This is a genomic window from Ensifer sp. Root278, from assembly GCF_001429285.1.
Taxonomy (GTDB): Bacteria; Pseudomonadota; Alphaproteobacteria; order Rhizobiales; family Rhizobiaceae; genus Ensifer.
This window is the reverse complement of sequence record NZ_LMJJ01000003.1, coordinates 209303-232851: the sequence shown is the minus strand read 5'-3', so window position 1 is coordinate 232851 and position 23549 is coordinate 209303. Positions and strand designations below refer to the sequence as shown.

Here is a 23549-nt window from a genome sequence, read left to right as displayed (position 1 = left end):
CAAGATGAATCTATTGAAAATCCTGACCGCTGGGGTGTTTGCAACCGTCGCATTCAGTGCCGCCCAGGCATCCGCATCGGTGCTGGATACGGTCAAACAGCGCGACGTACTGAACTGCGGCACGGACAATACCGCTCCGGGATTCGGCTACCTCAATACGACGACAGGCCAGATGGAGGGTCTCGACGTCGACTTCTGCAAGGCAGTAGCGGCCGGAGTCCTTGGCGACGCGTCCAAGGTGAAGTTCGTCACCGTAACCGACAAGAGCCGATTTGACGCCGTGCTGACGGGCCAAGTCGACGTCGTCTTCGCACACACCACGATCAAGCCGGCTCGTGAATCATCCATCGCGATCGACTTCCTTCCGATCAACTTCTACGACGGCACGGGACTGATGGTGAAGGCGGACGCCGGGATCAAGGAATTCGGCGATCTCGACGGCGCGACGATCTGCACAACGCAGGGGTCCGCGACAGAGACCGTCCTGACGGCGGCCTTCAAGGCGCGTGGCTGGAAGGACTCCAAGGTCCTGACCTACGAAAACCTGGAGAAGCTTTTCTCCGCACTCAATTCCGGCCGTTGCAACGCAATGAGCACCGACAAGTCCGCGCTCGCCGCCTGGGCCGGAAACGCGCCTGCGCCCACCGACTATCTCATCCTCCCGGACACGCTGGATAAGTCACCGTTCGGCGGCTTCGTCATCGCCAACGACTCCAAGTGGCGCAACGCGCTGCGCTGGATTGAATATGGCCTCTTCCAGGCTGAAGAATCCGACATCTCGCAGGCCAATCTCGCCGAGAAGCTCAAGAGCGAAGACCCGTTCGTCCAGAAGTTCCTGGGTGTCGATGGCGGCTATGGCAAGGACTTCGGTCTCTCGGACGACTTCATCGCTCAGGCGATCAAGGCCGTCGGCAACTACGGCGAAGTCTACGACCGCAATCTCGGCCCGAAGACCAAGATGTATCTTGATCGCAAGGGCACGCCCAATGCGCTCTGGACGCAGGGTGGAGCAATCTACTCCCCGCTCTGGAACTGATGCATGCCGAGGGTCGGGGCTCAAGCTCCGGCCCTCCGGTACTGGGAGCTGAAAATGACAATCCATGAAACGAGTGCGGTCCGCGGCATGGTAGACCATGATCACCTGAAGTCACGGCGCCTGCGCAACCGAATACGACACGAGGCAATCCAATTTGGCGTCATCGCCATCGTCGTGGCGCTCCTCGGAATGCTGGCCTATGCGGTCAAGTCCGGACTGGCGGAGAAGGGCATCCGGTTCAGTTTCTCGTTCCTTGCGAACACGGCAGGCTTCGACATCAGTGAAGGCTGGACTCTAACCTCCGGCGAGAGCTTCCTTCCCGACTTCACGCTCTTTTCCCCCGACATGACCGTTGCTTCGGCTTTCGTCACGGGCATCTTCAATACCGCGAAGATCGCGATCCTTGCGATCATCCTCAGCACCGTTCTCGGCACGATGCTCGGGGTCGGCCGCCTCTCGACCAACTGGGTCGTGCGCAATCTCTGTTTCTGGATCGTCGAATTCGTACGCAACACGCCGCTGCTGATCCAGCTCGTATTCTGGTATTTCGCTGTCGTCCTGCGCTTTCCGCCCATGGCATCGGCCGCGCATTTGTACGGTCTGATCGTTAGCCAGCAAGGCGTCTACGTCCCTGCACTTTCATGGGTCGGCGGCGTTTCCATCCTTTCGATTGCCCTGGCCACACTCATTCTGGTTTCCGCTGTCGGAGCCATCTTCGATCCCATCAAGGGCATGCGCCGCGTCTGCGTTCCTGCAGCCGTCATCTGCTTCGCACTTCTCTTCGTCAGGGGCGGCGTAGAACTGAACTTCCCGGTTGCCAACAAATTCAAGGCCAGTGGCGGCACCAGCATCAGCCCGGAAATGGCGGCTCTCCTCCTTGCGATCGTCGTGAACAGCGCGTCGTTCATCGCCGAGACTGTCCGAGGTGCTATCGACGCGCTCCCCAAGTCTCAATGGGAGGCCGCAGCGTCACTCGGACTGAGCCGACGGTACACCGTGAACGACATCGTGCTTCCCCAGGTGTTTCGCGTGGTCCTGCCGTCCTTCGGCAACCAGTACATAAGCCTGACGAAGAACACGGCGCTGGGCATCGCTGTCGGCTATCCCGATCTCTTCAACATCTACGGGACGATCGCCAACCAGACAGGCCATAGCCTCGAAGGCATCATCATCGTGATGGCATCCTATCTGATCCTGAGCTGGATCATCAGCACGCTCGTCTACTGGGCAAACCGCCGTCTGAATCCAACGGGAGTTCCGCGATGATCGCCACCTCAATCAAGTGGACCCGTCACAACCTTTTCGGCAAGCCCTTGGACGTCGTCCTGTCCCTGCTTGTCATTCCGGGCGTCCTCTGGCTCGCCTACACAATAACCGACTGGGCATTTGCGTCAGCGAAGTGGGACATCGTCGTGCAGAGCCTTCGGGTTCTCATGATCGGCGTGTTTCCGGCAGACCAGGCGTGGCGTGCCTGGACTGCTTCGGCAATCATCGGCGCAATCCTCGGGGCGGGCCTCGGCTGTGTCTTTTGTTTCAAGCCGCACCACGGCCTCGTTCTTCTGCTGGTGCCGGTTCTGCTGCTGATCGTGGATGGCGGTCTCGAAAACGCACTGCCCGCCACCGGCATCATCGCATCGACCATACTTGGCTGGGCACTGACATCCTATGTGCCTTTGACCCGAAAGGTCCTTCCGGCCGCCGCGTTTACAGGGTTCATCGTTATCGTGGCCGTCATGGCCCCTCCTGGCGTCGGACTTTGGGGTGGATTGCTGCTCAGCGTGCTCCTTACGCTCGTAACATCGGTTCTTTCCCTGCCGATCGGAATCCTTCTTGCCTTCGGTCGCCAGAGCCGCCTGTCGAGCCTGAGGATCATCTGCACCTGGTACATCGAAGTGATGCGTTCGGTCCCTCTGATCCTGGTCGTCTACTGGATCTGGATCCTGATGCCGGTATTGGAGCCCCAGTGGGGATTGGCCGACGTCGCGCGTGGCATGATCGGCTTCACGATATTCTACTCGGCCTACGTGGCCGAATACGTTCGAAGCGGCCTTCAAGCAGTGCCACGGGCGCAGACCGAAGCAGCGCGTTCTCTTGGCATGAGCGAGTTCGATATCAACCGCTCCATCGTCTTGCCGCAGGCGCTACGGGTTGTCGTCGCCCCGTTGGTCGGCAACGTGCTCGACATCTTCAACTCGGCACCGCTGGTGTTCATCATCGGCCTCACGGACTTCCTGCGCGCCGGGCAGATGATCCTCGCGAACCCGCAGTACGGCGACCGGACGTTCGAAGTCCTCTCGTTCCTTCTCGTTACCTACTTCGTGATCGGCTCGATGATCACCTATGCGGCAAGAAAACTCGAAGACCACATGGCAACTGGCACCCGCTGATCCGATGAACAACGGAGACACAACGATGAACGCCATCGTCGAAATGAAGAGCATGAACAAGTTCTACGGCACTCACCATGTGCTCAAGGACATTGACCTGGCCGTCACCCGGGGTGAAGTCATGGTCATCCTCGGAGCCAGCGGATCCGGCAAGTCGACACTGATCCGATGCGTCAATGGTCTTGAGATGTATCAGCACGGCCGCCTCGTCGTGGACGGCTTCGAGATGCCGGTCGAGGCGGACCGGAGACTTGGCGGTGAGCGCGAACTGGCTCAGATCCGCAAGGGCGTTGGCATGGTGTTCCAGCAGTTCGGTCTTTTTCCGCACAAGACCGTGCTCGACAACATCACTATCGCTCCGATGCGCGTGCGCAAGAAGTCGCGCGAAGAAGCCGAGGCGACGGCGATGAAACTTCTCGACCGCGTCGGGCTGAGAGCGCATGCTAACAAGTATCCCGGGCAACTGTCCGGCGGCCAGCAGCAGCGCGTGGCAATCGCCCGCTCGCTGGCAATGGAACCGCACCTGATGCTGTTCGACGAGCCCACCAGCGCACTCGACCCGGAAATGGTCGGCGAAGTCCTCGATGTCATGCGCGAGCTTGCCTCCTCCGGCATGACGATGATGGTCGTGACGCACGAGATGGGTTTCGCACGGGAAGTGGCTGACCGCGTGGTCTACATCGACCAGGGATCAATCCTCGAGATCGGCAAGCCCGACGAATTCTTTGACAATCCCAAGAACGATCGCGCGCGCTCCTTCCTTGCGCGTGTCCTTAAGCACTGAGGGGGGAGCCGTATGTCCCGCTCCACGGAAACATTGGAAATTGACATGAACGCAATTCTGCCTGCCGAGCCCGCTCGCGACGACGTCCTCGCTGCCCGCCCTACGCTTTGGCTCAATCCACTGTATCGACAGCAGGCGATCGAGTCCCCGGACCTGCCGATTTCGACGACCGACGTTGATCAGGCTCGCTCGAACTGGCAGCGCCTTGCCCCCCTCCTCGCCAAGTGCTTCCCGGAACTTAAAGCCACTGAGGGTGCAATCCGTTCCGAACTGGTCGAACTCAAGGAACTCCGCGAGGCGCTCGGCTACGGCACGCGAGAGTTCGGAAATGTGTTCATCAAGGCTGACAGCCACTTGCCCGTCGCTGGTTCGATTAAAGCACGCGGCGGCGTCTACGAAGTCTTCCTGTTTGCCGAGGGCCTGGCGCGTGAAAACGGGTTGCTTGCGGACGGAGAGGACATCCGCAAGCTGGCTACCGATGAAGTCCGGATGTTCTTCTCGAAATACACCGTTGCTGTCGGCAGCACGGGCAATCTGGGCCTGAGTGTCGGGATCGCCGCACGTTCTCTCGGTTTCAAGGCGACCGTGCACATGTCTTCGGACGCCAAGGTCTGGAAGGTCGAGCGTCTCCGGAAACTTGGCGTCGAGGTCATTCAGCACGAAGCGGACTACACGACTGCCGTCGAGAACGCCCGCGACATCGCCGACGCCGATCCAACCATCTATTTTGTCGATGACGAGCAGTCCAAACATCTATTCCTGGGCTACAGCGCGGCTGCATCGGAGCTGGCGGAGCAACTGGACGAACGCGGGATCAAGGTCGATGCCGACAATCCACTGTTCCTCTATCTGCCCTGCGGCATCGGTGGCGCGCCCGGCGGCGTGGCATTCGGGGCCAAGGCGATCTTCGGCGACAATGTGCATGCTTTCTTCGTCGAACCTTTGCAGTCGCCATGTGCCCTCGTCCACATGATGTCCGGCTCGCAGGAATTGGTTTCGGTCTATGACGTTGGGCTGACGAACAAGACGGAAGCCGATGGCATGGCTGTCGCCCGAATGTCCGCTTTTGTGGCGACAGTGATGCGCGAAATGCTCGCGGGTGTCTTCACCGTCGCTGACGACGAACTGCTCAAGCTGGTTCAGACGGCATGGATTGCACAGGGCCAAAGGTTGGAGCCGTCGGCTGCAGCGGCTCTTTTAGGACCACGGTTTCTGGTCGGCCACAAGGAGGGCCAGAGGTTCCAGGATAAACACGGCCTCGGCGGCAAGATGGCGAAGGCCACCCACGTTCTTTGGACGACGGGAGGCTCGTACGTTCCCGAGGAACAGTTTCAAGCCTTTCTTCGGCAACCGGGAGCGCTGGGGTACTAACTTCAACTAAGGTACATCGCCCCAAGCAACCCGCGCCGGTGCGCGGGTTCCGCTCGATACATTATGCGATCCTGAACGCACAAAACCGGAACATAGGGAAACCGCTGCCCCAAAAGCCTGGAAACCAGGGCAGCACTGGATATCGACACCGGCGAACCTACCCGGCCGCACCACGTTCCTACAGAAGCGACGGATTGGGTTTCATGATCCCAGAAACTAGCGTTCGTCCATCGGTTTGGCTCACCACATCCGGTCCCCTGTGTTGGGAAACGCGACCTATCGATCGTGAAAATGTCAGCCCCGGCGTTTTCTCAGATCTGGCTTGAAGCTGATCAGCAAGGATTTCAGCTCGATTTCGCGCACGCGCCGAGCCGCCTCACTTGGACTGAGCCAGTCGAGAACGCGCTGCCCTCGCTCTTTGAAATTGGGGCTGATTTCAGTCACTTCAATCTGGAACAGCTCCACAATGCAGGGAGTGACATTGCCTTCGCTAAGTTCCTTTAGGTAGGTGTAGCGGCCGACCGGATCCTTTTTTACCCGACCACGCACACCGGCTTCTTCCCATGCTTCGACGGCAGCCGCCTCGTAGGGCTTCTTGCCCTTCATCGGCCATCCCTTGGGAATGACCCATCGTCGGCTTCCGCGCGAGGTAACTACCAGGATTTCGATCTCGGAACGGTCTTCCTTGTAGCGAAAACACAAGGCACCGTACTGCTGGCCAAAACCTTTCCCAAAAAGGGCATCCGGGGTTTGAGCGAGCTGCTGGAGCAACGTCTCTGATTTGCCCGCATCGGGCCTAACGCCTGGCTTCGCTGACTTCATGGCAATCGAGGTTGTCAAATTTCGCTTTCGGCCTCAATGGCCTTCCGACAAACGCGGCTTGATACTTGAGCAACCTCCCCAAGTTCGATCGGCTGCATGAGCCGGTAATTAAGCGCTTGAATCCTGGATCGAGACGGTGCTTCATCTCATTCCTGACCGGCTTGCATGATCCGAAGCGCCCGGATGATGTCCGCCGCGTCGCGCGCGACGACGCCACCTGCAAGTCGATCAGAACGTCCCGCGCGCGCCGACTACCAAACCGTCCGGCCTGCTCACGGATATCGCGGATCGTGTCGACAGATTGGTCAAGAAGACGGCTCATTTCGTTCGGTGCCAGCTTCTCGACCTCATTGGCGGCTCTGATCAATTCGGAGATAAAGGCGGGGAGGGAGGACATGGCGGGCAAACGGGCGGTCTTGCTTTGAGACTTCGATGTTGGATTCGTTGCTCGTCCTTCGGGTCTGATGGGCGTCAATGATGCAAGCCGCTCAGATCACGATGCGCCAAACCGCGATAGCAATCTTTCAAGCTGCTTGTTCTGCAAACGCAGTTTTTCTGTAAGCTGCCGTCTCAGCTGCCGGACCTCTTCATCCAGAGCAGCAACTTCCTCGGACAACGTCGGCGGCGACCGCACATCCCAGGGCGCCTCTCGGGGGCGGATGTCTTCAGCCACAGCAACGGGTCTGGCGCCTGTCTTCCTGACGCGCCGCGGGACTGTCTGCGGGCGCCGCTGGGCCGATGGTGCGCCTTCCGAGGCGTGATCGACGGCGCGAGGCCGGTCGACCCTGATGGCCGCAGCCACCTGCTCGATTATCTCAACTGGGTCAACAACGTTCCCGGTCAGGTCTGCCGTCCGGCTCGACGCGTCAGCTGTCGGGGTTGCAGCACCTTCCGCCCGATCCAAGGGTGCCGGAGTGCCTTCTTCCGGAGCTGCGGATAGTCTGTTCTGCTTCGCAATCTCGGCCTCCGGCGGGCTCGCAGACTCCTTGGCTGTCCGGCCAAGCGACGCCAGTTCAATCAAATATTTCCAGGGTGACTTCATCGTGCGCCCTCAGCTCAACCGCTCGCACCGGCACCCATTGCGAGGCCGCTCGGCAACCAAAATGAGGGAGGGGGCCGATCGCGAACTCCAATCGGCCAGCACCGGGGATCAGGCAAGATCAAGGCGCTTGCGTAGATCCGCGTTTTCGGCCCGCAGTTTCTCGGCCAGCGTCTTGCGCAAGCGCGCATTCTCTTCTTCGAGCTGAAGCAGGTCCGTAATGTCATCAAGAACCGGAGCTACCACTGGGGTGGCTTGCTTCTGAGCTGAGGTTTTACCGGCGCCCTTGGCTGCTTTCTTTGCCCGGGTCTTGCCGACGGTCTCGACCAAGGCCACGTCGTCGGCCGACCTCGAGGCATTCTTCCGGCGTCCCCTTCCCGCCTTGGCACCATCTGCCGTCGGAGCGGTCTCGGCGGTTGCTTCCGTAGCGACGTTCTTCGCCCTTGGCCCCCGGCGTTTCTTCGCCGGCGCAATTTCTGCCGGGGTCGTCGTCTCGACGGTCTCGATATTGTTCTCGTCTGCCATGAGTTGTTCCCTCTTCAACTAGCAGTCTTATTTCAAACGCGGACAGAGCAGAGTCGATGAGACCAATCGGACCGGAAACGCGTAAGTGACTCACCATAACCTGCGGTCTAGTTGCGCGGTGAGCAACGGTACCGCCGCGGCCCCCGGCGCGCCGAGACGAAACTCCTGTACCAGACGCGCGAGAACAAAGGAGGTCGCAGCCGTGACGACAATCCTCAGCCAGGAGTGAAGGACGCCGCGCGATCGAGGCGTATCTATCCCATCCGTCTGTTCACGGATTGCTACCAACCGAGCGTGGAGCTCTGCGACCACGCCGCGCAACTCCGCGATCTCTTCCGCAGGGGAAAGAACGGCTTCTGCCACCGAGGGATCTTCGGCGGGACTTTCCTGCTCAAGCTCGTCCAGGTGCTCCCGCAAATGCGATGGGCTCTCAAATCCCCTGGCTTTAATATTTGTCATCGGGCTTTCTCTCCTTTTGCCGCCACTCGATCCTAGTGAAACTCATGCGACAGACGGGAGTTCCCCCGAAGCCACACAAAGAAGATCTTGAGGGAGACCGCACCGGCGCCGAAATGCCGCTGTTCGCCTCCCTCGTCCTGCTCGACAGCCCAGAGGGGCGCGAGATGCTGCGGCGCTACGCGGTTTCGTATTTCGACTTGGCTCAGGTCGCGAGTCGGGGCTTTGTGACACGCCGACCTGGGCGCCAATGGCGGCTGGGGGCCGAAAGTTCGGGCGCGACGACGCTGGGATCCGGGACGTCAACCGGTGCGCCATCGCCTTCGCCCGCGATCTGCGTGGCGCCCATTGTCATTCGGTTTGCAAATTTTTAATGCCAAGCAAACAATTAACCATTACCCTGAATTGGTATGAACCAATTTACGTAGCGCGGTCGGGGACGGGAACGAAAGCTGCGCGCTCCGGGGGTCTGCCAACTTTCGCGCTAAAGGGGGTCAGCTTGCACATGAATGATTGGAGCAAAGACGCACGGGGAAATCTTCGAGCATCAACCGTCATCGATTGGAAGGCCGAAGCCGTCACCGCAGACGGGAGTGGTGACATCGTCTTGAGGATCGAATTCAGTGTTGACCCGGGGCGAACGGATGTGTCGTCACTGCAGTTTAGATTGACCGAGCAGCAGGCAAAAAGCATGGGTGCGGCGTTGAGTTCAGCCTCTAACCAACCACCGCAATCGTCGGATCTGATCTACCGCAGCGCCCGACAGCGCGTGCGTACATAGGCGCGGAGCAACAAATGTAGCGCGGCGCCTATGCCAATTGGCATCCCGCGGTTCAATCCGTTCAAACCCATCGCAAGCGAGTACCCTTCGCTGTAGCGCCAAGCATCACGAGCCTGCCAGAGGTACGCAATGAAAACTGACGAAATGTCGCTCAAGTATTTCACTCTCCGGCCCGATGGGGCTGTTGTGGAGATTGAGTTGAATCAGGATATCGCCGCCACGCTCGCACGGCTTCCTGATGATCCTTCGCTTTACTTCGATCTTGGCGAACCACACCTCCTTATTCCGCTGAAGCAGTTGGTCAACGCGCGTGCGCGCGAAAGAGGCATCGTCAATGCCAACCGCCATATGTTGGCCGCGGTGAAAGGCAATCAGGAGAAACGCAAACCCCTGACGGTTCACTCCTTGGACAACGCGCTGTGGCTCGTGGTGGACGGCAATTCGACTTTGCTCAACGCTCGTCATTCGAAGTGGCGGGCGATACCTTGCTGCACTAGATAGTTAGATCCCACTGTCTCGATCACCGGAATCGGCCTCAAGGGTCGAAACAAAACCCACGATGAGCAGGCGGAGAGAAACCCGTGGCGGCCGGCTCGCACTAGAAACCGGGCGACCGCACTAGGACGAGAGAAAGCAGTGTCGACATCCCGCGTTCGCGTCATCGATCTGGAAACGGCCGGCAATGGACCGAACGACGTTTGTGAGATCGGGTGGCAGGATGTGGTCCTTGAAGACCATGGACGTTGGGCCGTCAACGATGAACGTGGCGCACTGATGGTCAATCCAGGACGGCCGATTTCGCCCGACACGATGGCCATCCATCACATTCTCGACGAACAAGTCGCCGGCGCGCCCTACTGGAAAGATGTCGCGCCAGGAGTGTTGCGTCCGCCCGGCAGGATCGACGCTCTTGCTGCACATCGTGCGGCCTTCGAGCAGCGGTACTGCACCACTCGCCTGACCGGCGGCTCACCCTGGATTTGTACCTGGAAGTGCGCCCTACGGGTTTGGCCCGAGCTCCCGCGGTTTTCCAATCAGATGCTCCGCTACCAGCGTATGCCGGAAGGTCTCGTTCACGAGATAGGACTGCCGGCCCATCGAGGCATGCCGGATGCCTATGTCACGGCTCATCATCTGCGCGACCTGTTGAACGCGACATCGCTCGATCAGTTGCTGGCGTGGAGCGCCGAGCCGGGGCTCCTGCCGCGCGTGCCGTCCGGGCCAGATCGCGGGAAGGGTTGGGATCGTCTTAGCACCGAGACGCTCACGGAATTTCTTCACGATAGAGATAGCGATATCCGTTTCAGCGCCCAGACCGAGTTGGCAAGGCGGGGTGAACTCGAGCCTCCCGCTGTTATCGAGCCAGTGCAGCGAACCTTGCTATGAAAGCGACCGACGCGTCGCGCACGCGCCGGAGGGTGGGCGATGCCAAGGTGGCGCTTGGTGAAGATGGCCCTATCTGGTGGGACGACGGCGAACCGGATCTTAGCCGGCGTCTCGTGAAGAACACGCAGCCTGCGCTTGCACATCTGCCGTCGTAAGGCACATTGCCCCCACCCAGCATCGACAGGACTTTGGCTTGAAGACCCGCAAACCGCTCATCCTCACCGCCCGGATCGCGGAGACAGACCTTGAACCGTTCGATCGCCTTCGAAAGGCGCATTTTCCGTCGGATCGAAACTTCCTTCGAGCTCACCTGACGATGTTTCAGCGGCTACCGGGTGAACACCTCGAGCGGATCGTCGGAGAATTGCAGTCTGCTGCCACCAAGCGTGGCCAGATTCGCGCGGAGGTAGCCAGTGTTCGCCATCTCGGCGCGGGTGTCGCGTTCACGATAAGAAGTCTTGCACTTGAGCAGCTCTATGCAGAGTTAAGAACCGCTTTCATGCCATGGTTGGGTGGCCAGGACATGCAGGGGTGGCAGCCGGGCTCTGTTGCAAAAATCCCGTTGATGTCCGAACGAACGCCGAAGATTTGCAGCGAGACTATTGATGAGCGATTTCAAGTGGCGCCATTTTCAGGGTGAAGTGATTTTGTGGGCGGTGCGATGGTATTGTCGGTATGGGGTGAGCTACCGCGACCTTGAGCATATGATGGGAGAACGAGGTGTGCCCGTCGACCATTCCACGATCTATCGTTGGGTCCAGAGATATGCGCCGGAGATTGAAAAGCGGCTGCGCTGGCACTGGCGCCGGCCGCGGTCAACGAGCTGGCGCGTAGACGAAACCTATGTGAAAGTCCGGGGACAATGGACCTACCTTTACCGGGCCGTCGACAAATTCGGCAACACGATCGATTTCTATCTGTCCCCGACTCGCAATGCCAAAGCCGCCAAGCGCTTTCTCGGCAAGGCGTTGAATCGCCTGAAGGACTGGGAACAGCCAACCGTCATCAACACCGACAAGGCTCCGACTTATGGCATTGCCATTGCCCAATTGAAGGCCGAAGGCAAATGTCCCGGAGGCCTTGTGCACCGGCAGGTCAAATATCTGAACAACGTCGTTGAGGCCGATCACGGCAAGCTGAAGCAACTGATCAAACCGGTGAGAGGATTCAAGACGCTGAAAACGGCCTATGCGACGATCAAAGGTTTCGAGGTCATGCGCGCTTTGCGCAAAGGACAGGCCGCGATCTTCAACCTGACGGGTGACGTCCGTGGAGAAGCACGCATCGTTGAACGCGCTTTCGGCGTCGGACCGAGTGCGCTGACGGAGGCTGTAGCACTGCTCGCTCAGAATTTCGAAAGCCGCGAGGCTGCCAGGTAATCGACGTCCCGACCAACGGCCAACATAACCAAAATGGGAGTTTGCAACAGAGCCCTCGCGACCACAGGGTTTTCATCCGTTCCCTGCCATTTCGGGTTTTCCGAACAGCCTAGCCCGTCACAATGCGCTGTGACCAGCGGAAACCGATCTCGTGGAAATACAGGTCGGCGTGCTGCGGGCTGATATGATGAAAGACACCGGCAATGGTGCGGCGGATGCGGGCATTGAAACCTTCGACCGAATTGACATGAACGGCGTCACGAACGTATTCGCGGCTGGAATGCTTCACAGTGTCATGCCTGGCATAGTTCTCGCCAAGGGCTATGAACGCTGTCGCCTCATCGCTCATCAAATAGGCGTCGGGGTCGATCTGCGCTTCGGCGGCGCGCGCCGCTGCACGGAGCGAAAGACCCGTCACCACCGCAGCACGCGCGTCACCGGCCGGAGTGCCGGGTGTGACGTCATCTGGCCGCTGCACGATCGCCATGACCGGCGTCTTCTGGGTATTCGGTAGACCTTTTCGGCCTCGTCCAGGTGGTGGATCGTCCGGATTTATTCTTGCTCGTCCACCGAGATAAAAATGGTCGATCTCCACCGTGCCATCGAGCATGTGTTCGCGCGCCGCCATGAGACGCAGCGCGTGTCCCATCCGCCAGGCCGTCGGTTGGCTCACGCCCAGAGCCTCGGCCAGGCGCACCGAGGACAAACCTTTATCCGACTGCAGCATCAGCCACATGCCCCTCAGCCAGACACTCAGGGGAAGCTTTGTGGAATGCAGCGGCGTGTGTGTCGTCACCGTAAACTGGAAGCGACAATCGCCGCTGGAGCATTGATAGAGACCCGGACGCGCACGCCGCTTGCCCATATCGCGCCCGGCGATCGCGATCGAGCGCTTGTAACCACAGGCGGGGCACTCCCAGTATCATCCAAATGCCCACAAGCGGGACGCGGCAACATCCGCAAGGACCGAAAGTGCCAGCGACGCAGAGTCTCGCGCAGGGCCGAACAGGCCGATCGGCGCCTTGATACGTGCCAGTTCGATTTCGCTGTGCCCCAGTCTCAACAATCGGTCGAGACGCTGTCGGTGCGTCCGCCTGCTCCCCAGAGCGCCAAGGTAAAAGCATGAGGTTTGCAGCGCCGCTTCAAGCACCGGAATTTCCTGCTCCAAGTCATGATGCAGAAGCAGGACGGCCGAAAAGGGGTCAACGATCTCTCGGATCAAACTCGATCCTCTGTCTGGAGCCAAGACAGTTACCTCAAATCCCGAACATTCGGCGAGGCGTGCAACGCTTCGCACTTCGATCGTCTGCCCTGAGATGATCACTTTTATGCTGGGACGATAGACGGTCAAAAAACTGCCGCCTACCCATCTGGCGCGGTCCGCCGGGCTGGCCAGCACCAGCGACTGTCGCTCTGGCCAGTACCGGAGACCGATGGCTTGGCGTTGCTTCAGGTATGTGAGGGCTTTTTCGATTTCTTCGACGCGTCGCAAGACATGGATTGCGACCGTGATCCCGCCTCCGCAAGGAAGCACAACGTCGAGGAACGGGGATCCATCACCGAACGACACGGTACGGTCGCATCCGTCTACCATGGCAAGAAGTGCTTCAGCGGCGACCGCAGCTTCGACACATCCACCGGAAACGTACCCCGCAAAGCGACCGTCGCTTAGGATGATCACCTGAGAGCCGAGTGCACGAGCCGCGCCGCCGCGAATCTCGACGAGTGTTGCTATCGCAACCTGTCCTGCCTTGAAGGCGTCAGCGGCGAACGTGAGGAGTTCAATCGGTTCATCCGTGAGAAGCGCTCTGACAGGTGTTGGCAGCGCGTGAAGTGAGATATCGTTCATCAGATCCATACGGTCGACCGGCGCCGCCTCCTCGGCGCCAGCTTTAACGGCAAGAATGGAGGCTCCCCGCTTGCCGCGCGGTGTCTTCAACTGCGCGGCAACGGCGATTCAGGTGGGATTACCCTCCCCGGCAGCTTGTCTCAGTCTCAAACCCGCAACAACGCCTTGATCGCGCGGCGTTCGTCCATCGCACGGTAACCTTCTGCGACGTCAGCGAGGGGAATTTCGAGATCGAAGACCTTACCCGGGTTTATTTCCCGGTTAAGCACCAAATCCATCAAGTACGGAAGATAGCGACGGACGGGAGCCGGGCCGCCCATCAGACTCTTCTGGGCAAAGAACAAGGTCTGTCCGTCGATCTGAACACCATGGGGAACTCCGACAAAGCCGATGTGCCCCCCGGGTCGAGCGCAGTTCATCGCCTGCGTCATGGCTTCTTGCGTTCCTACGCATTCAAGCACGGATTCGGCGCCCACGCCGCCGGTCAGTTCCTTGATCCGGGCCACACCTTCGTCGCCTCGTTCCGAAACGATATGTGTGGCGCCGAATTCCAGCGCGAGATCCTGACGGGCTTTGTGGCGGCTCATGGCGATGATCTTGTCGGCCCCCATCTGCTTGGCGGAAAGCACACCCATCAGCCCGACGGCCCCGTCGCCGACGACGACCGCCGTCGAACCCGGCTGGACTCGTGCCGCATCTGCTGCATACCAGCCCGTGCCAAGAACATCCGAAACGGCTAAAAGGCTCGGAATGAGATCGTCGGCCGGCATCTCCGGCGTTGCGACCAGGGTGCCGTCAGCAAGAGGAATTCTGGCATAGGGCGCCTGCGCACCCGACATGAACTCGCGCTGTTCGCAGGAGGATGGAAACCCGAAGCGGCAATGGGGGCATGTATTGTCGGAGATGCAGAATGATCCCACGACAAACTGGCCAGGCTTCACCGTCTTGACCTCGTCGCCGACTTCGACGACCACGCCGCAATATTCATGACCCATATGAGCCGGCCCGCCCATCGGCTGGAGCCCGCGGTAGGGCCAGAGATCGGAACCACAAACACAGGACGCCGCCAGCTTGATGATAGCGTCGGTGGGCTTGAGGATTTTCGGCTCGGCGACCTCCTCACAACGGATGTCGCCTTTGCCGTGCAGAACCGTAGCCAGCATGCTTCACTCCCTTTCGATGGTGTCAGGACAAGCGCTCGATGCGAAGCGGAAATTCGCCGCGCGTCAGCAGGGGCTCGACGCCGCCATCAACGCGACCGAGCCGGATGAGATCTCTGGTGGAGACGTAATTTCCGTAGAAGAAGGCGAGATTGCCCCACGGGATATAGTAGCAGAGGTCCCCGGGGGCTGTGTCTGGAAAGGGGCCTCTTGCTTCCAGGTTGAGCTTACGCGGCAGATAGGCAATTTTCTCATTGCCGAAATCCGAGAACGTCAAATCGAGCGGAAGCATCGAGGCAAAGTCACGTGCAGACTGATTGTCGTAGAGTGTCACCGTGACGTCGTGGTCGGCAAAAATGAAGCGTACCTTCATGTTCGTCTCCTCAGTCCATCCGAGGCGCGGCTGGATCGCGCCGTCAACGCCACCGCTGAGCAAAGTCGGTGTGTGAGCGCGCGGGCCTGTTTCATTTTGAACGCTCCCAATCAATGCACGCCGCCCAAGCGGCCACCGACGAACCCAGCAGAAGTGCTGCCGCCAAAGTGAACGAACTCCACCATCCGCTCCAGTCGAACAGGATCCCACCAGCAGCCGCGCCAACGGTAATGGCAAACTGGATGACAGCGACCTGGAGGCCCCCGCCCGCCTCCGCGTCGTCGTGGAGAACCCTGCTCAGCCATGTTCCCCATCCGACAGGGGCGGCGGTGCCAAAGAAGCCCCAAGCAATTAATAGAGCAGCGACTGCGGTTTTTTCCGAGCCCAGTGCAATGAGCATTACAGCTATCGCCGCCATGACAAGGGGAATGCCGATAACGATCGAATAGAGACGCGTAGCAAGCAGCGAACTGATGCTCCAGGTCCCGATGACGCCGGCGAGGCCCATCAACAACAGCACCAGAGACAAAGCGGAAACGGAGTAGCCTGAGACGGACTCGAGGAAAGGTCTTAGATAGGTGAACAGGGCGAATTGGCCCATGAACAGCAACAGAATTGCTGTCATGCCAATCGCAACCTGCCTGCGCTTGAGCAGTCGGAAAACATTGCCGGTAGCGCTTCTTTGGCGCGGCGGCAGCGAGGGCATGCTCAGCCATTGCCAGACAAGCGCAGTCAGTGCCAGCGGTACCACAAAAAAGAATGCCCCACGCCAACCAATGTAGTCGCCCAGAAAGCTGCCCAGCGGTGCGGAAATTGTCGCCGCAATCGCGTTCCCAGCATTCAGGATCGCAAGACCCTTCGGCACAGCGCTCGCCGGCAGAAGGCGCATGACAATCGCGGTAGACATCGACCAAAAGCCGCCAATTGCGATACCGAGCAAGGCGCGGCCGATCATCAGGAGTGTGTAGTTCGGGGCAAACGTAACGATGAGCCCCGAAACGACCAAGAGAAGCGACAACGAGGACAGGACGGCCTTGCGATCGATGTTGCGTGTGATGCCTGCGATGAACAGGCTTGTCACCACGGCGAACAGTCCCGAAATAGAGATTGCCTGTCCGGCCTGGCCCTCGGTCATGGCAAGATCGTTTGCGATCGGCGTCAAAAGACTGACGGGCATGAACTCAGAGGCGATCAGCACCGCGACGCACAGTGCCATGGAAACAACGGCGCCCCACGCTGCAGCGGGACTCGTTATCGTTTTATCGTATGTCACTTGTGTCATGATGTTTCGCCCTTCAGCTCACGGGTGGTTTTCTCCCTCCCAACTGACTAGCATTGTGGAAGCAATCGAATTAGCCGCCGCGCTTCGCTTGCATTAATGGAAGTGACCCATAAATCCGCGACCGCGCAAAGTACCGGGTGGCAACGCCGCGTACGACGCCGCCACACGCCGGATTGTTTCCAAAGCCCTAGTGCGAGCCAAGGAACTCGATAATCGCGCGCCGCTCTTCGGCGTTGTTGAAGCGCTGCGTCATGCGCGTTCCGCGGACCATCGCGCCGGGGTTTGTCAGGTAGGTCTCCAAGGTCTCCGGCGTCCACGTCACGCCGGATCCTTTAAGGGCGGGAGAATACTTGAAGCCCTCGACACTTCCGGCCGACCGGCCGATCACACCCTGCAGATGAGGTCCAACACCGTTCCGAGTGGTGGCAAGTTGATGGCAGGCGCCGCAGCGCTGTTGAAACAACCGCTCGCCTGGCGACGCGTCCGTTCCTTGGGCATAAGCAGGCGCACAAGCGCCTGCCATCACGAGAGAGGCCAATGAGGCAAGGATGAGCGTTTTCAACCGTCGACTTCCTTGAGATCGAGTTTGGACAGAGGCAGGCTTCGGATGCGCTTGCCGGCGAGCACGGACAGAGCGTTGGCCACCGCCGGTGGGACCCCAGGTAAGCCCGGTTCACCGATACCGCCCATGGGCGCCCCGCTTTCTACGATCCGGACATGGACCCGCGGCATGCGATCCGGAGTCAGGATCTGATAGCCGTCGTAGTTGCGCGCTTGCGGCATGCCGTCCACGTAGACCACTTCTTCAAGGAGGGCCGAGGAAAGACCAAGGGCAACGGCCGAGTTCATCTGCGCTTCGATGATTGCGGGATTGACGATGCTGCCCGGATCGATTGCCACCCAGACATCGTGGACGGCGATGTCACCGTCTCGCAGCGATACTTCGGCGATCGTCGCAACCTCGCTCCCAAAGGGTGAGGCCATGGCAACCCCTCTCGCCCGCCGGGTGCCGTCTTCGGCAACAAACGGACCTCGTTTCCACCCGCCGGCGAGATCGGCCACCGCTTCAAGAAGCGTCCTGTGGCGCGGACTGCCGGCCAGCAGACGATGACGCAACTCGTAAGGATCCTGCTGACCTGCATCGGCCAACTCGTCGAGGAACGTCTCGTAGAAGAAGTCGTTCATCGAGTGGCCGACGGAACGCCAGAAGCCGATGATGGCGGGATCATCCACGTGGATCTGACCGACACGGCGGTTGGGGATTGCATAGACTTTGCCGGCGATACCCTCGACGGCGGAGCTGTCGACCTTGTCGGGCTGGCGACCAAACCAGCGGCCCGTGGGTCCTTCTCCGACCGCGACCGCCGAGAGTGCCACCGGCATACCTTTGGCATCAAGTCCGCCGCGGAAACGGACCGCCGCCATCGGCCTGAGCGCGTCACGCAAGAACTCCTCCTCACGGCTCCAAAGAAGCTTGATCGGACGCCCGACCGCCTTCGCAAGCTGGATCGCCTGGGGATACGGGTTCGCTGTCTGATAGAGAAAATGCCGCCCGAAGAAGCCACCGAGCATCGGCGAATGAATGATAACCTTTTCCGGAGCAATGCCAGCAAACTTCGCGGCATCGGCCTGGAACATCTCGGGTGCCTGGTTGGGTAGCCATAACTCGAGGGATCCATCCTCGTTCCAGCGCGCGAGCGCCGATGGGGGTTCGAGCTGGCCGTGCACGAGATAAGGCGCGTCATAGACCGCCTCGACCACGCGAGCTGCGCCCGCAAGCGCACCAACCGCATCGCCCTCCGTTTCGAAGGCTACGCCGTCGCCGGACGCCGCTTTCAATTTCGCCATATGCGCTGCGGACGAAAAATCGGCTGGCATCGGGTGCGATGCCGTGGAAGCGGCCTCAGTCCAGTTCACCTGCAAGGCCTCGACAGCGCGGCGGGCGCGCCACCAACTGTTGGCGACCACGGCAACTGCGCCCGGAAGTCTGTGGACGGAATGGACGCCGGGCATGCCGCGAACCTCACCTTCATTCTGCATGGCCCCTGGCTCGCCGCCGAGCCGCGGGCTGTGCTGGACAGCGGCGTAGAGCATGCCGTCGATCTTCTGATCGATGGAGTACTTCGCCTTGCCCGTTGATTTGTCGCGCGCGTCAAGCCGCGCAAACGGCTTGCCGATCCAGCGGAAGTTCGCCCGATCTCGGAGCGGAACCTCAGCCGGCAATGGCAACGCGGCAGCGTCGTCGGCTATTTCGCCATAAGGGACCGTACGACTTGATGCGGCGTGGATCACTTTGCCTGGTTCAGTCGAAAGCTCGGATACAGGCACGCCAAGCTTTGCTGCCGCCGCCTGAAGGAGCATGTGCCGCGCGGACGCGCCGAGTTTGCGCATCGTGTCGTAGCTCATGCGGACGGACATACTGCCGCCTGTGAAACGCCCGCCGCCCGTCAGGAGGTAGTCGGGACCGGGCGGCGCACCTTCGACAACGAAGTTCGCGGGATCGACATCCAGCTCCTCACCGACGATCTGCGCCATGGCGGTGAAGATCCCCTGCCCTCCTTCGATGAAGGCACTGCGGAAAAGGACGGTGCTATCGGGCCGGATTTCCAGGAATGCCGCAACCCGGGAGCCCGGCGTGATAGCCGCAGGCGCGGCCGCCAACGCGCGGGTCAGGCTCGCCGGAAGGGTAACGCCAAGAACAAGCGCACCCAGGGACGCGCCAAGAAAGCCGCGACGGGATACCTTGAAAGGCTTGCCGTTCTCGCTGGCCAGAACCTCGGGGGCAATGGGCCTCATGTCATTCATGGTGCACCTCCGATCAAGCTTGGGCGGCGTCGCGGACGGCCGCGGCGATTGCGTTGTAGGTGCCACAGCGACAGAGGTTGACCATCGCGCCGGCAATGTCGTCATCACTCGGTTTGGGCGTTTGCTTCAAAAGCGCGGTGGCCGCCATAACCTGGCCGGACTGGCAGTAGCCGCATTGGGCGACCTGGTTGGAGACCCAGGCCTCGACAACTTTCTGGCCGATCGGATCATCAGCAACGGCTTCGATCGTCATAATCTCGGTGCCGGCGACGCTTTCTACGGGTGTGACGCAAGACCGCGTTGACTGCCCATCGACAAGCACCGTGCAGGCGCCGCATTGGGCGAGGCCGCAACCATATTTCGTGCCCGTCATTCCAAGCTCGTCGCGCAGAACCCAAAGCAGCGGCGTATCGGGTTCGATGTCGACCTGATGTTTTGTCCCATTGATCGTGAGTTCCATAGTGGTCTCCTCGGGTTGCACGTGATGCCTCGAACCAGGGCCGAACTGTCTCACCGCACACGCTAGCAAAGGACGCGGCTATGGATTAGTTGCCGTGCTTCGCTTACATTTATCGATGTGACGCATAAATGGGCTAGGGCAGGACCAAGCGGGAAGCGATGGCCAGAGAAGACTTCAACGACCTCCTATGGTTCCTCGCCGTTGCCGAGGAACGAAACTTTACGAGGGCGGCCGCCAAACTTGGCATAACCCAGTCGACGCTAAGCCATACGATAAAGCGGCTTGAAACCAGAATGGGGCTAAGACTGCTGACACGTACCACTCGAAGCGTTGCGTTGACCGAAGCCGGAGATCGCGTCTTTCAATCGCTTTCGCCCAGGATATCCGCCATCAGGAGCGATTTGGCGGCACTTACGGCGTTGCGCGACACGCCGTCGGGTACGATTAAGATCACCCTGTCGGACCATGCGCTCGAAACCATCGTTTGGCCAAAACTGCAGCCGGTCCTTTCGAAATATCCCGACATCAAGATCGAATTGAGCCGTGACAATGGCCTGCGCAACATCGTGGAGGATGGCTTTGACGCTGGCGTGAGGCTGGGCGAGAGTATCGAGAAAGATATGATCGCGGTCAGAATTGGACCCGACTGGCGTATGTTGGCCGTCGCCTCGCCCAGGTATCTTGCCGGTCGAGTCGTTCCCCAACATCCGCAGGATCTGATGCAGCACGACTGCATCAACATGCGGCAGCCAACCGGCGGCGGCCTCTATACCTGGGAATTTGAGAAGAACGGGCAGGAGCTTCGCGTCAGGGTCGACGGACAACTCACGTTCAACACTTCCTACCCCATGGTAGATGCTGCGCTGGCTGGCCATGGAATTGCTTTTTTGCCGGAAGACCTGGCGACCACACATATTGAAGCGGGACGTCTGGTCGCGCTGCTGTCAGACTGGTCCCCACCCTTCTCCGGCTATTATATTTACTATCCGAGCCGACATCAGAACTCGCCGGCATTCAAGGTGGTGGTGGACGCATTGCGGTATCAAAGATCGTAAGTGCGGTTCACAGGTGCGTTTCAATCCACTTGCTCCATCTCGCTCGGGACCGCGTGCTGACGCCGGCTCGCTCCCCTTCCACTTTGCTGCTGTTCGGTGGGAGGGAGATACCAGACCGCGATCGGTCGGCGACGCCCGCGCAAGAAGCGGACCTGGTCTGGCTGCAGTCCCTGGACAATGGACGCCGGGTTCGAGCTTTGAGCTCTTGCTGCGGTAAGGAGATCCTCGCTGACTGCGAGTGGCGTGCCGATTTTGCGCGTCAGACGTTCGAGTCTGCTTGCAACGTTCACGGTGTCACCCAATACGGTGTATTCCAGGCGGCGCTCGTCTCCGATATTTCCGACGATTACCTCGCCATAGTGAACGCCGATGCCAACCTCAATGACATAGTCGCCGCGAGCGACGCGCTGCTCATTCCAGAGCCGGATCTGCTCCAGCATTTCACGGGCGCATGACAGCGCTCGCGCTGCGTCATCGGGCCGGGGACGTGGCGTGCCGAAGTGCACCATGATCTCGTCGCCGATGTATTTGTCCACTGTCCCGCCATGGTCAAACGCAACGGTCGCCAGGCGGGCATGGAACTCCTTCAGCAGCTTCACGAGATCCTCCGGCGCAAGCCGCTCCGATATTTTGGTAAAACCAACCATGTCGGCAAACAGGATCGCGGCAGTCTGGAGCGTGGGTTCCCCGAAGCCGCTCGGCACGCTCGACAGCTCACGCACGATGTTCGGCGAAAAGTAGCGTGACAAGGCACTGCGCTGAGCTTCTGCTGCAACCTGCCTGCGCACCAGCCTGCGTGAGCGCCAAACAGAAATCGCAAGGATGACCGTGACAAGCACCAGGAACATCGTCTGATAGGAGAGGTTGATCAGGCTGACAGAGCGGGGATCGAGCACCAGCGCAATGATGTCTGCGTCACTAACGCCACCATTCAGCAAATCACTTCCATAGGCGATCGAGTTGGGCCGCGTGGCGATCCAGCAGTAGGCAATGTTCCAGATGACGATCGTGACCACGCCGCTCCAGATGACCAGGGCCGGCGAGTAGCTGAGCGCCATGCTCACAAGGAAAACGCCCAGATACAGGAAGTTCGGCAGCCGAAGATTGAGTTGAGACGTCCAGCCTTCGACAGCGAACGGCGATGGCGTCACAAAGATATAGGTCAAGACCGCGGCATCCACGGCCACGAACAACCAAGTCGCCACCGTCGCGTAGCGACTGTTGCGAGCCAAGCCAAAGGAAACTGCATTGAGAAGTGCAAACGCTACGATGGCCACCACATGGAGGCCCGAGCGGTCGAGAGGCACGGCAAGGAGCGCCCCCGCTGCGAGCGTGCCGAGGGCGACCAGTCGGCCCCAGAACATATAGGCGAGACCCTCATTGACTTCGCGGTCGATAGCGTCTCCAAGCGCATTCGACGAGCCGGACGAAGCGCCCCTTTCACCTACCGCGAACCGCTTGCTCGCGAGCCGTGCGACGCCCCTCAAGGCTGTCCTCCAAAGCTGCAGGTCTGCATGAAATCGCATTCTCGTCGATGCTTTCCTTGAAAAAGATCCGTGCGGTTGCCGAGGTGGTGCGCGCTCCGTCCGATGTGGTGGGGATTATAGCCGCCATCGCCAGGATCGATTAGAGCTGGAAACGCGCAAGCGGTTATGATGAGGCTCAATGAATTGTATCGACAGCCACACCCCACTCCCGCTCTTTCCGAGCACGGTCCCGCTGTCGAGTTCGATCGCGTATTCTACTCCTGGCAACCAATGGACGTTCCAGCCCACAGAAAGCGAAGGCAGTATCCTCGACGCTTGCCGCCTCGCGCAGCATTCATGAAATACACCCATGACTGCAAACGATCCGACAGAGGTAATCGGATCACGTTCGGCCAGTTATAGTCGCCGATATCGAACGAATGCGCGGCGTTTCGCCCCGCGACCGTTGCATCGGGCAGCGTGTCCCAGTTGAAGTGTCGAAGAGAATCGAACAAATGCGAAGCCCCAACCGCCAAATGACTGCGATCCTTTTCGCAACCTTCTTCACTACTTTGGCTCCCAGCGCCTTCGCTCAGACAAAGCATCGCAAGGCGACGCCTGTAGTCGGCACGGTGGTGCGGTTCACCGGCGGATCGACGTCGGTGGACGTAAAAATAGGCGAAGACAACCCAGCAGTCCGTGACTTTCTTTCAATGCTCCCGCTCAAGCTGAAGCTTGAGGAGTTCGCCGGTCGCGAAAAAATCAGCTATCTCCCTCGGAAACTTAAGCACACCGGATCACCCGGATCCGATCCTGAAGACGGTGACCTCATCTACTTCATTCCCTGGGGAAATCTCGGCTTCTATTACAATACGGCCGGAATCGATTACTCGAACCAAACCATTCACATCGGCACCTACAAGGCGTCGTTGGGTACACTCGAGAAGCTTGCGGACCAGCCAGTCACCGTCAAGATTCTCCAATAGCGGCTGCCATGGCGCCACAGTCATGCGTCGAGCAAACCACGATCAGGCAGCGGGTCGAATAGTTGCTGAAGGTTTTTTGAATGCACGGCGAGAAGTGACGGTTGCCACCCTGTGTGTTCCGGCCCGCGTTGGAAAACCTTGGAAAGG

The 23549-nt window shown here is 59.7% G+C and carries 24 protein-coding genes and 2 pseudogenes; 12 read left to right on the top strand and 14 right to left on the bottom strand.

Features of this window, described 5'->3' with window-relative positions; genetic code table 11:
• Window positions 1-4 precede the first annotated feature (4 nt).
• From ASE60_RS05120 to ASE60_RS05100, 5 genes are read left to right on the top strand one after another with little or no spacing between them, the layout of a single operon-like run.
• A complete protein-coding gene (locus ASE60_RS05120) occupies window positions 5-1036 on the top strand; it encodes a transporter substrate-binding domain-containing protein (protein ID WP_057248650.1) in 1032 nt (343 codons plus the stop codon).
• Window positions 1037-1090: 54 nt separating this feature from the next.
• The gene (locus tag ASE60_RS05115) at window positions 1091-2302 is read left to right on the top strand and encodes an ABC transporter permease subunit (protein ID WP_057248649.1); all 1212 of its coding nucleotides are present in this window, start codon (window positions 1091-1093) and stop codon (window positions 2300-2302) included.
• Window positions 2299-3423, top strand: coding sequence for an amino acid ABC transporter permease (locus ASE60_RS05110; protein WP_057248648.1), 1125 nt, complete (start codon window positions 2299-2301; stop codon window positions 3421-3423). The genes ASE60_RS05115 and ASE60_RS05110 overlap by 4 nt, the downstream gene beginning before the upstream one ends.
• A gap of 25 nt (window positions 3424-3448) precedes the next feature.
• A complete protein-coding gene (locus ASE60_RS05105; RefSeq protein WP_057248647.1) occupies window positions 3449-4207 on the top strand; it encodes an amino acid ABC transporter ATP-binding protein in 759 nt (252 codons plus the stop codon).
• Window positions 4208-4252: 45 nt separating this feature from the next.
• Window positions 4253-5578, top strand: coding sequence for a D-serine ammonia-lyase (locus ASE60_RS05100; protein WP_057248646.1), 1326 nt, complete (start codon window positions 4253-4255; stop codon window positions 5576-5578).
• Between the two features lie 294 nt (window positions 5579-5872).
• Here the strand turns inward: ASE60_RS05100 and ASE60_RS05095 are convergent, their stop codons facing one another.
• The 5 genes and pseudogenes from ASE60_RS05095 to ASE60_RS05075 all read right to left on the bottom strand — a co-directional run bounded on the left by ASE60_RS05095 (window position 5873) and on the right by ASE60_RS05075 (window position 8423).
• Entirely contained in the window at window positions 5873-6400 is a 528-nt protein-coding gene (locus tag ASE60_RS05095) for an NUDIX hydrolase (RefSeq protein WP_057248645.1), read from the bottom strand.
• 146 nt (window positions 6401-6546) lie between these two features.
• Window positions 6547-6797: pseudogene (locus ASE60_RS36175) on the bottom strand (hypothetical protein).
• A 96-nt stretch (window positions 6798-6893) separates the two neighbouring features.
• A complete protein-coding gene (locus ASE60_RS05085; RefSeq protein ID WP_057248644.1) occupies window positions 6894-7442 on the bottom strand; it encodes a hypothetical protein in 549 nt (182 codons plus the stop codon).
• 108 nt (window positions 7443-7550) lie between these two features.
• Window positions 7551-7964, bottom strand: coding sequence for a hypothetical protein (locus ASE60_RS05080; protein WP_057248643.1), 414 nt, complete (start codon window positions 7962-7964; stop codon window positions 7551-7553).
• A 90-nt stretch (window positions 7965-8054) separates the two neighbouring features.
• Entirely contained in the window at window positions 8055-8423 is a 369-nt protein-coding gene (locus tag ASE60_RS05075; RefSeq protein WP_057248642.1) for a hypothetical protein, read from the bottom strand.
• 907 nt (window positions 8424-9330) lie between these two features.
• On the opposite strand from ASE60_RS05075, the gene ASE60_RS05060 reads away from it, so the two are divergent.
• The 5 genes from ASE60_RS05060 to ASE60_RS05045 all read left to right on the top strand — a co-directional run bounded on the left by ASE60_RS05060 (window position 9331) and on the right by ASE60_RS05045 (window position 11966).
• Window positions 9331-9702, top strand: coding sequence for a hypothetical protein (locus tag ASE60_RS05060; protein WP_156414583.1), 372 nt, complete (start codon window positions 9331-9333; stop codon window positions 9700-9702).
• Between the two features lie 135 nt (window positions 9703-9837).
• Window positions 9838-10587 (top strand): exonuclease domain-containing protein, encoded by a 750-nt coding sequence (locus tag ASE60_RS05055; protein WP_057248638.1) that lies wholly within the window; start codon window positions 9838-9840, stop codon window positions 10585-10587.
• Window positions 10584-10742 carry a hypothetical protein gene (locus ASE60_RS34415; RefSeq protein WP_156414582.1) on the top strand — a complete coding sequence of 53 codons (159 nt, stop codon included), beginning with the start codon at window positions 10584-10586 and terminating at the stop codon, window positions 10740-10742. The genes ASE60_RS05055 and ASE60_RS34415 overlap by 4 nt, the downstream gene beginning before the upstream one ends.
• Window positions 10743-10780: 38 nt before the next feature.
• On the top strand, window positions 10781-11227 hold the full coding sequence (locus tag ASE60_RS05050; protein WP_057248637.1) for a 2'-5' RNA ligase family protein: 447 nt from the start codon (window positions 10781-10783) through the stop codon (window positions 11225-11227).
• Window positions 11193-11966, top strand: coding sequence for an IS6 family transposase (locus tag ASE60_RS05045; protein WP_057248636.1), 774 nt, complete (start codon window positions 11193-11195; stop codon window positions 11964-11966). Before ASE60_RS05050 ends, ASE60_RS05045 begins: the two co-directional genes overlap by 35 nt.
• A 112-nt stretch (window positions 11967-12078) precedes the next feature.
• Here the strand turns inward: ASE60_RS05045 and ASE60_RS05040 are convergent.
• From ASE60_RS05040 to ASE60_RS05005, 8 genes and pseudogenes are all read right to left on the bottom strand, one after another.
• Window positions 12079-12879: pseudogene (locus ASE60_RS05040) on the bottom strand (IS1595-like element ISRm32 family transposase); the annotation flags it as partial.
• A gap of 9 nt (window positions 12880-12888) precedes the next feature.
• Window positions 12889-13815, bottom strand: coding sequence for an XdhC family protein (locus ASE60_RS05035; protein WP_057248796.1), 927 nt, complete (start codon window positions 13813-13815; stop codon window positions 12889-12891).
• Between the two features lie 146 nt (window positions 13816-13961).
• Complete coding sequence (locus ASE60_RS05030) at window positions 13962-14978, bottom strand: zinc-dependent alcohol dehydrogenase family protein (protein ID WP_057248635.1); 1017 nt, start codon at window positions 14976-14978, stop codon at window positions 13962-13964.
• A gap of 22 nt (window positions 14979-15000) precedes the next feature.
• A complete protein-coding gene (locus ASE60_RS05025; RefSeq protein ID WP_244495553.1) occupies window positions 15001-15384 on the bottom strand; it encodes a cyclophilin-like fold protein in 384 nt (127 codons plus the stop codon).
• 55 nt (window positions 15385-15439) lie between these two features.
• Window positions 15440-16630 (bottom strand): MFS transporter, encoded by a 1191-nt coding sequence (locus tag ASE60_RS05020; RefSeq protein WP_057248634.1) that lies wholly within the window; start codon window positions 16628-16630, stop codon window positions 15440-15442.
• 187 nt (window positions 16631-16817) lie between these two features.
• Window positions 16818-17192 carry a cytochrome c family protein gene (locus ASE60_RS05015; protein ID WP_112997341.1) on the bottom strand — a complete coding sequence of 125 codons (375 nt, stop codon included), beginning with the start codon at window positions 17190-17192 and terminating at the stop codon, window positions 16818-16820.
• Window positions 17189-19435 carry a xanthine dehydrogenase family protein molybdopterin-binding subunit gene (locus ASE60_RS05010; RefSeq protein WP_057248633.1) on the bottom strand — a complete coding sequence of 749 codons (2247 nt, stop codon included), beginning with the start codon at window positions 19433-19435 and terminating at the stop codon, window positions 17189-17191. Before ASE60_RS05010 ends, ASE60_RS05015 begins: the two co-directional genes overlap by 4 nt.
• Window positions 19436-19448: 13 nt before the next feature.
• Entirely contained in the window at window positions 19449-19895 is a 447-nt protein-coding gene (locus ASE60_RS05005; RefSeq protein WP_057248632.1) for a (2Fe-2S)-binding protein, read from the bottom strand.
• A 158-nt stretch (window positions 19896-20053) separates the two neighbouring features.
• Between ASE60_RS05005 and ASE60_RS05000 the strand changes: the two genes are divergently transcribed.
• Complete coding sequence (locus tag ASE60_RS05000) at window positions 20054-20950, top strand: LysR family transcriptional regulator (protein ID WP_057248631.1); 897 nt, start codon at window positions 20054-20056, stop codon at window positions 20948-20950.
• A gap of 20 nt (window positions 20951-20970) precedes the next feature.
• Here ASE60_RS05000 and ASE60_RS04995 read toward each other — a convergent pair whose 3' ends face one another.
• A complete protein-coding gene (locus ASE60_RS04995; RefSeq protein ID WP_057248630.1) occupies window positions 20971-22437 on the bottom strand; it encodes an adenylate/guanylate cyclase domain-containing protein in 1467 nt (488 codons plus the stop codon).
• 515 nt (window positions 22438-22952) lie between these two features.
• Here ASE60_RS04995 and ASE60_RS04990 point away from each other — a divergent pair.
• Entirely contained in the window at window positions 22953-23402 is a 450-nt protein-coding gene (locus ASE60_RS04990) for a cyclophilin-like fold protein (protein ID WP_200964158.1), read from the top strand.
• Window positions 23403-23549: the final 147 nt, after the last annotated feature.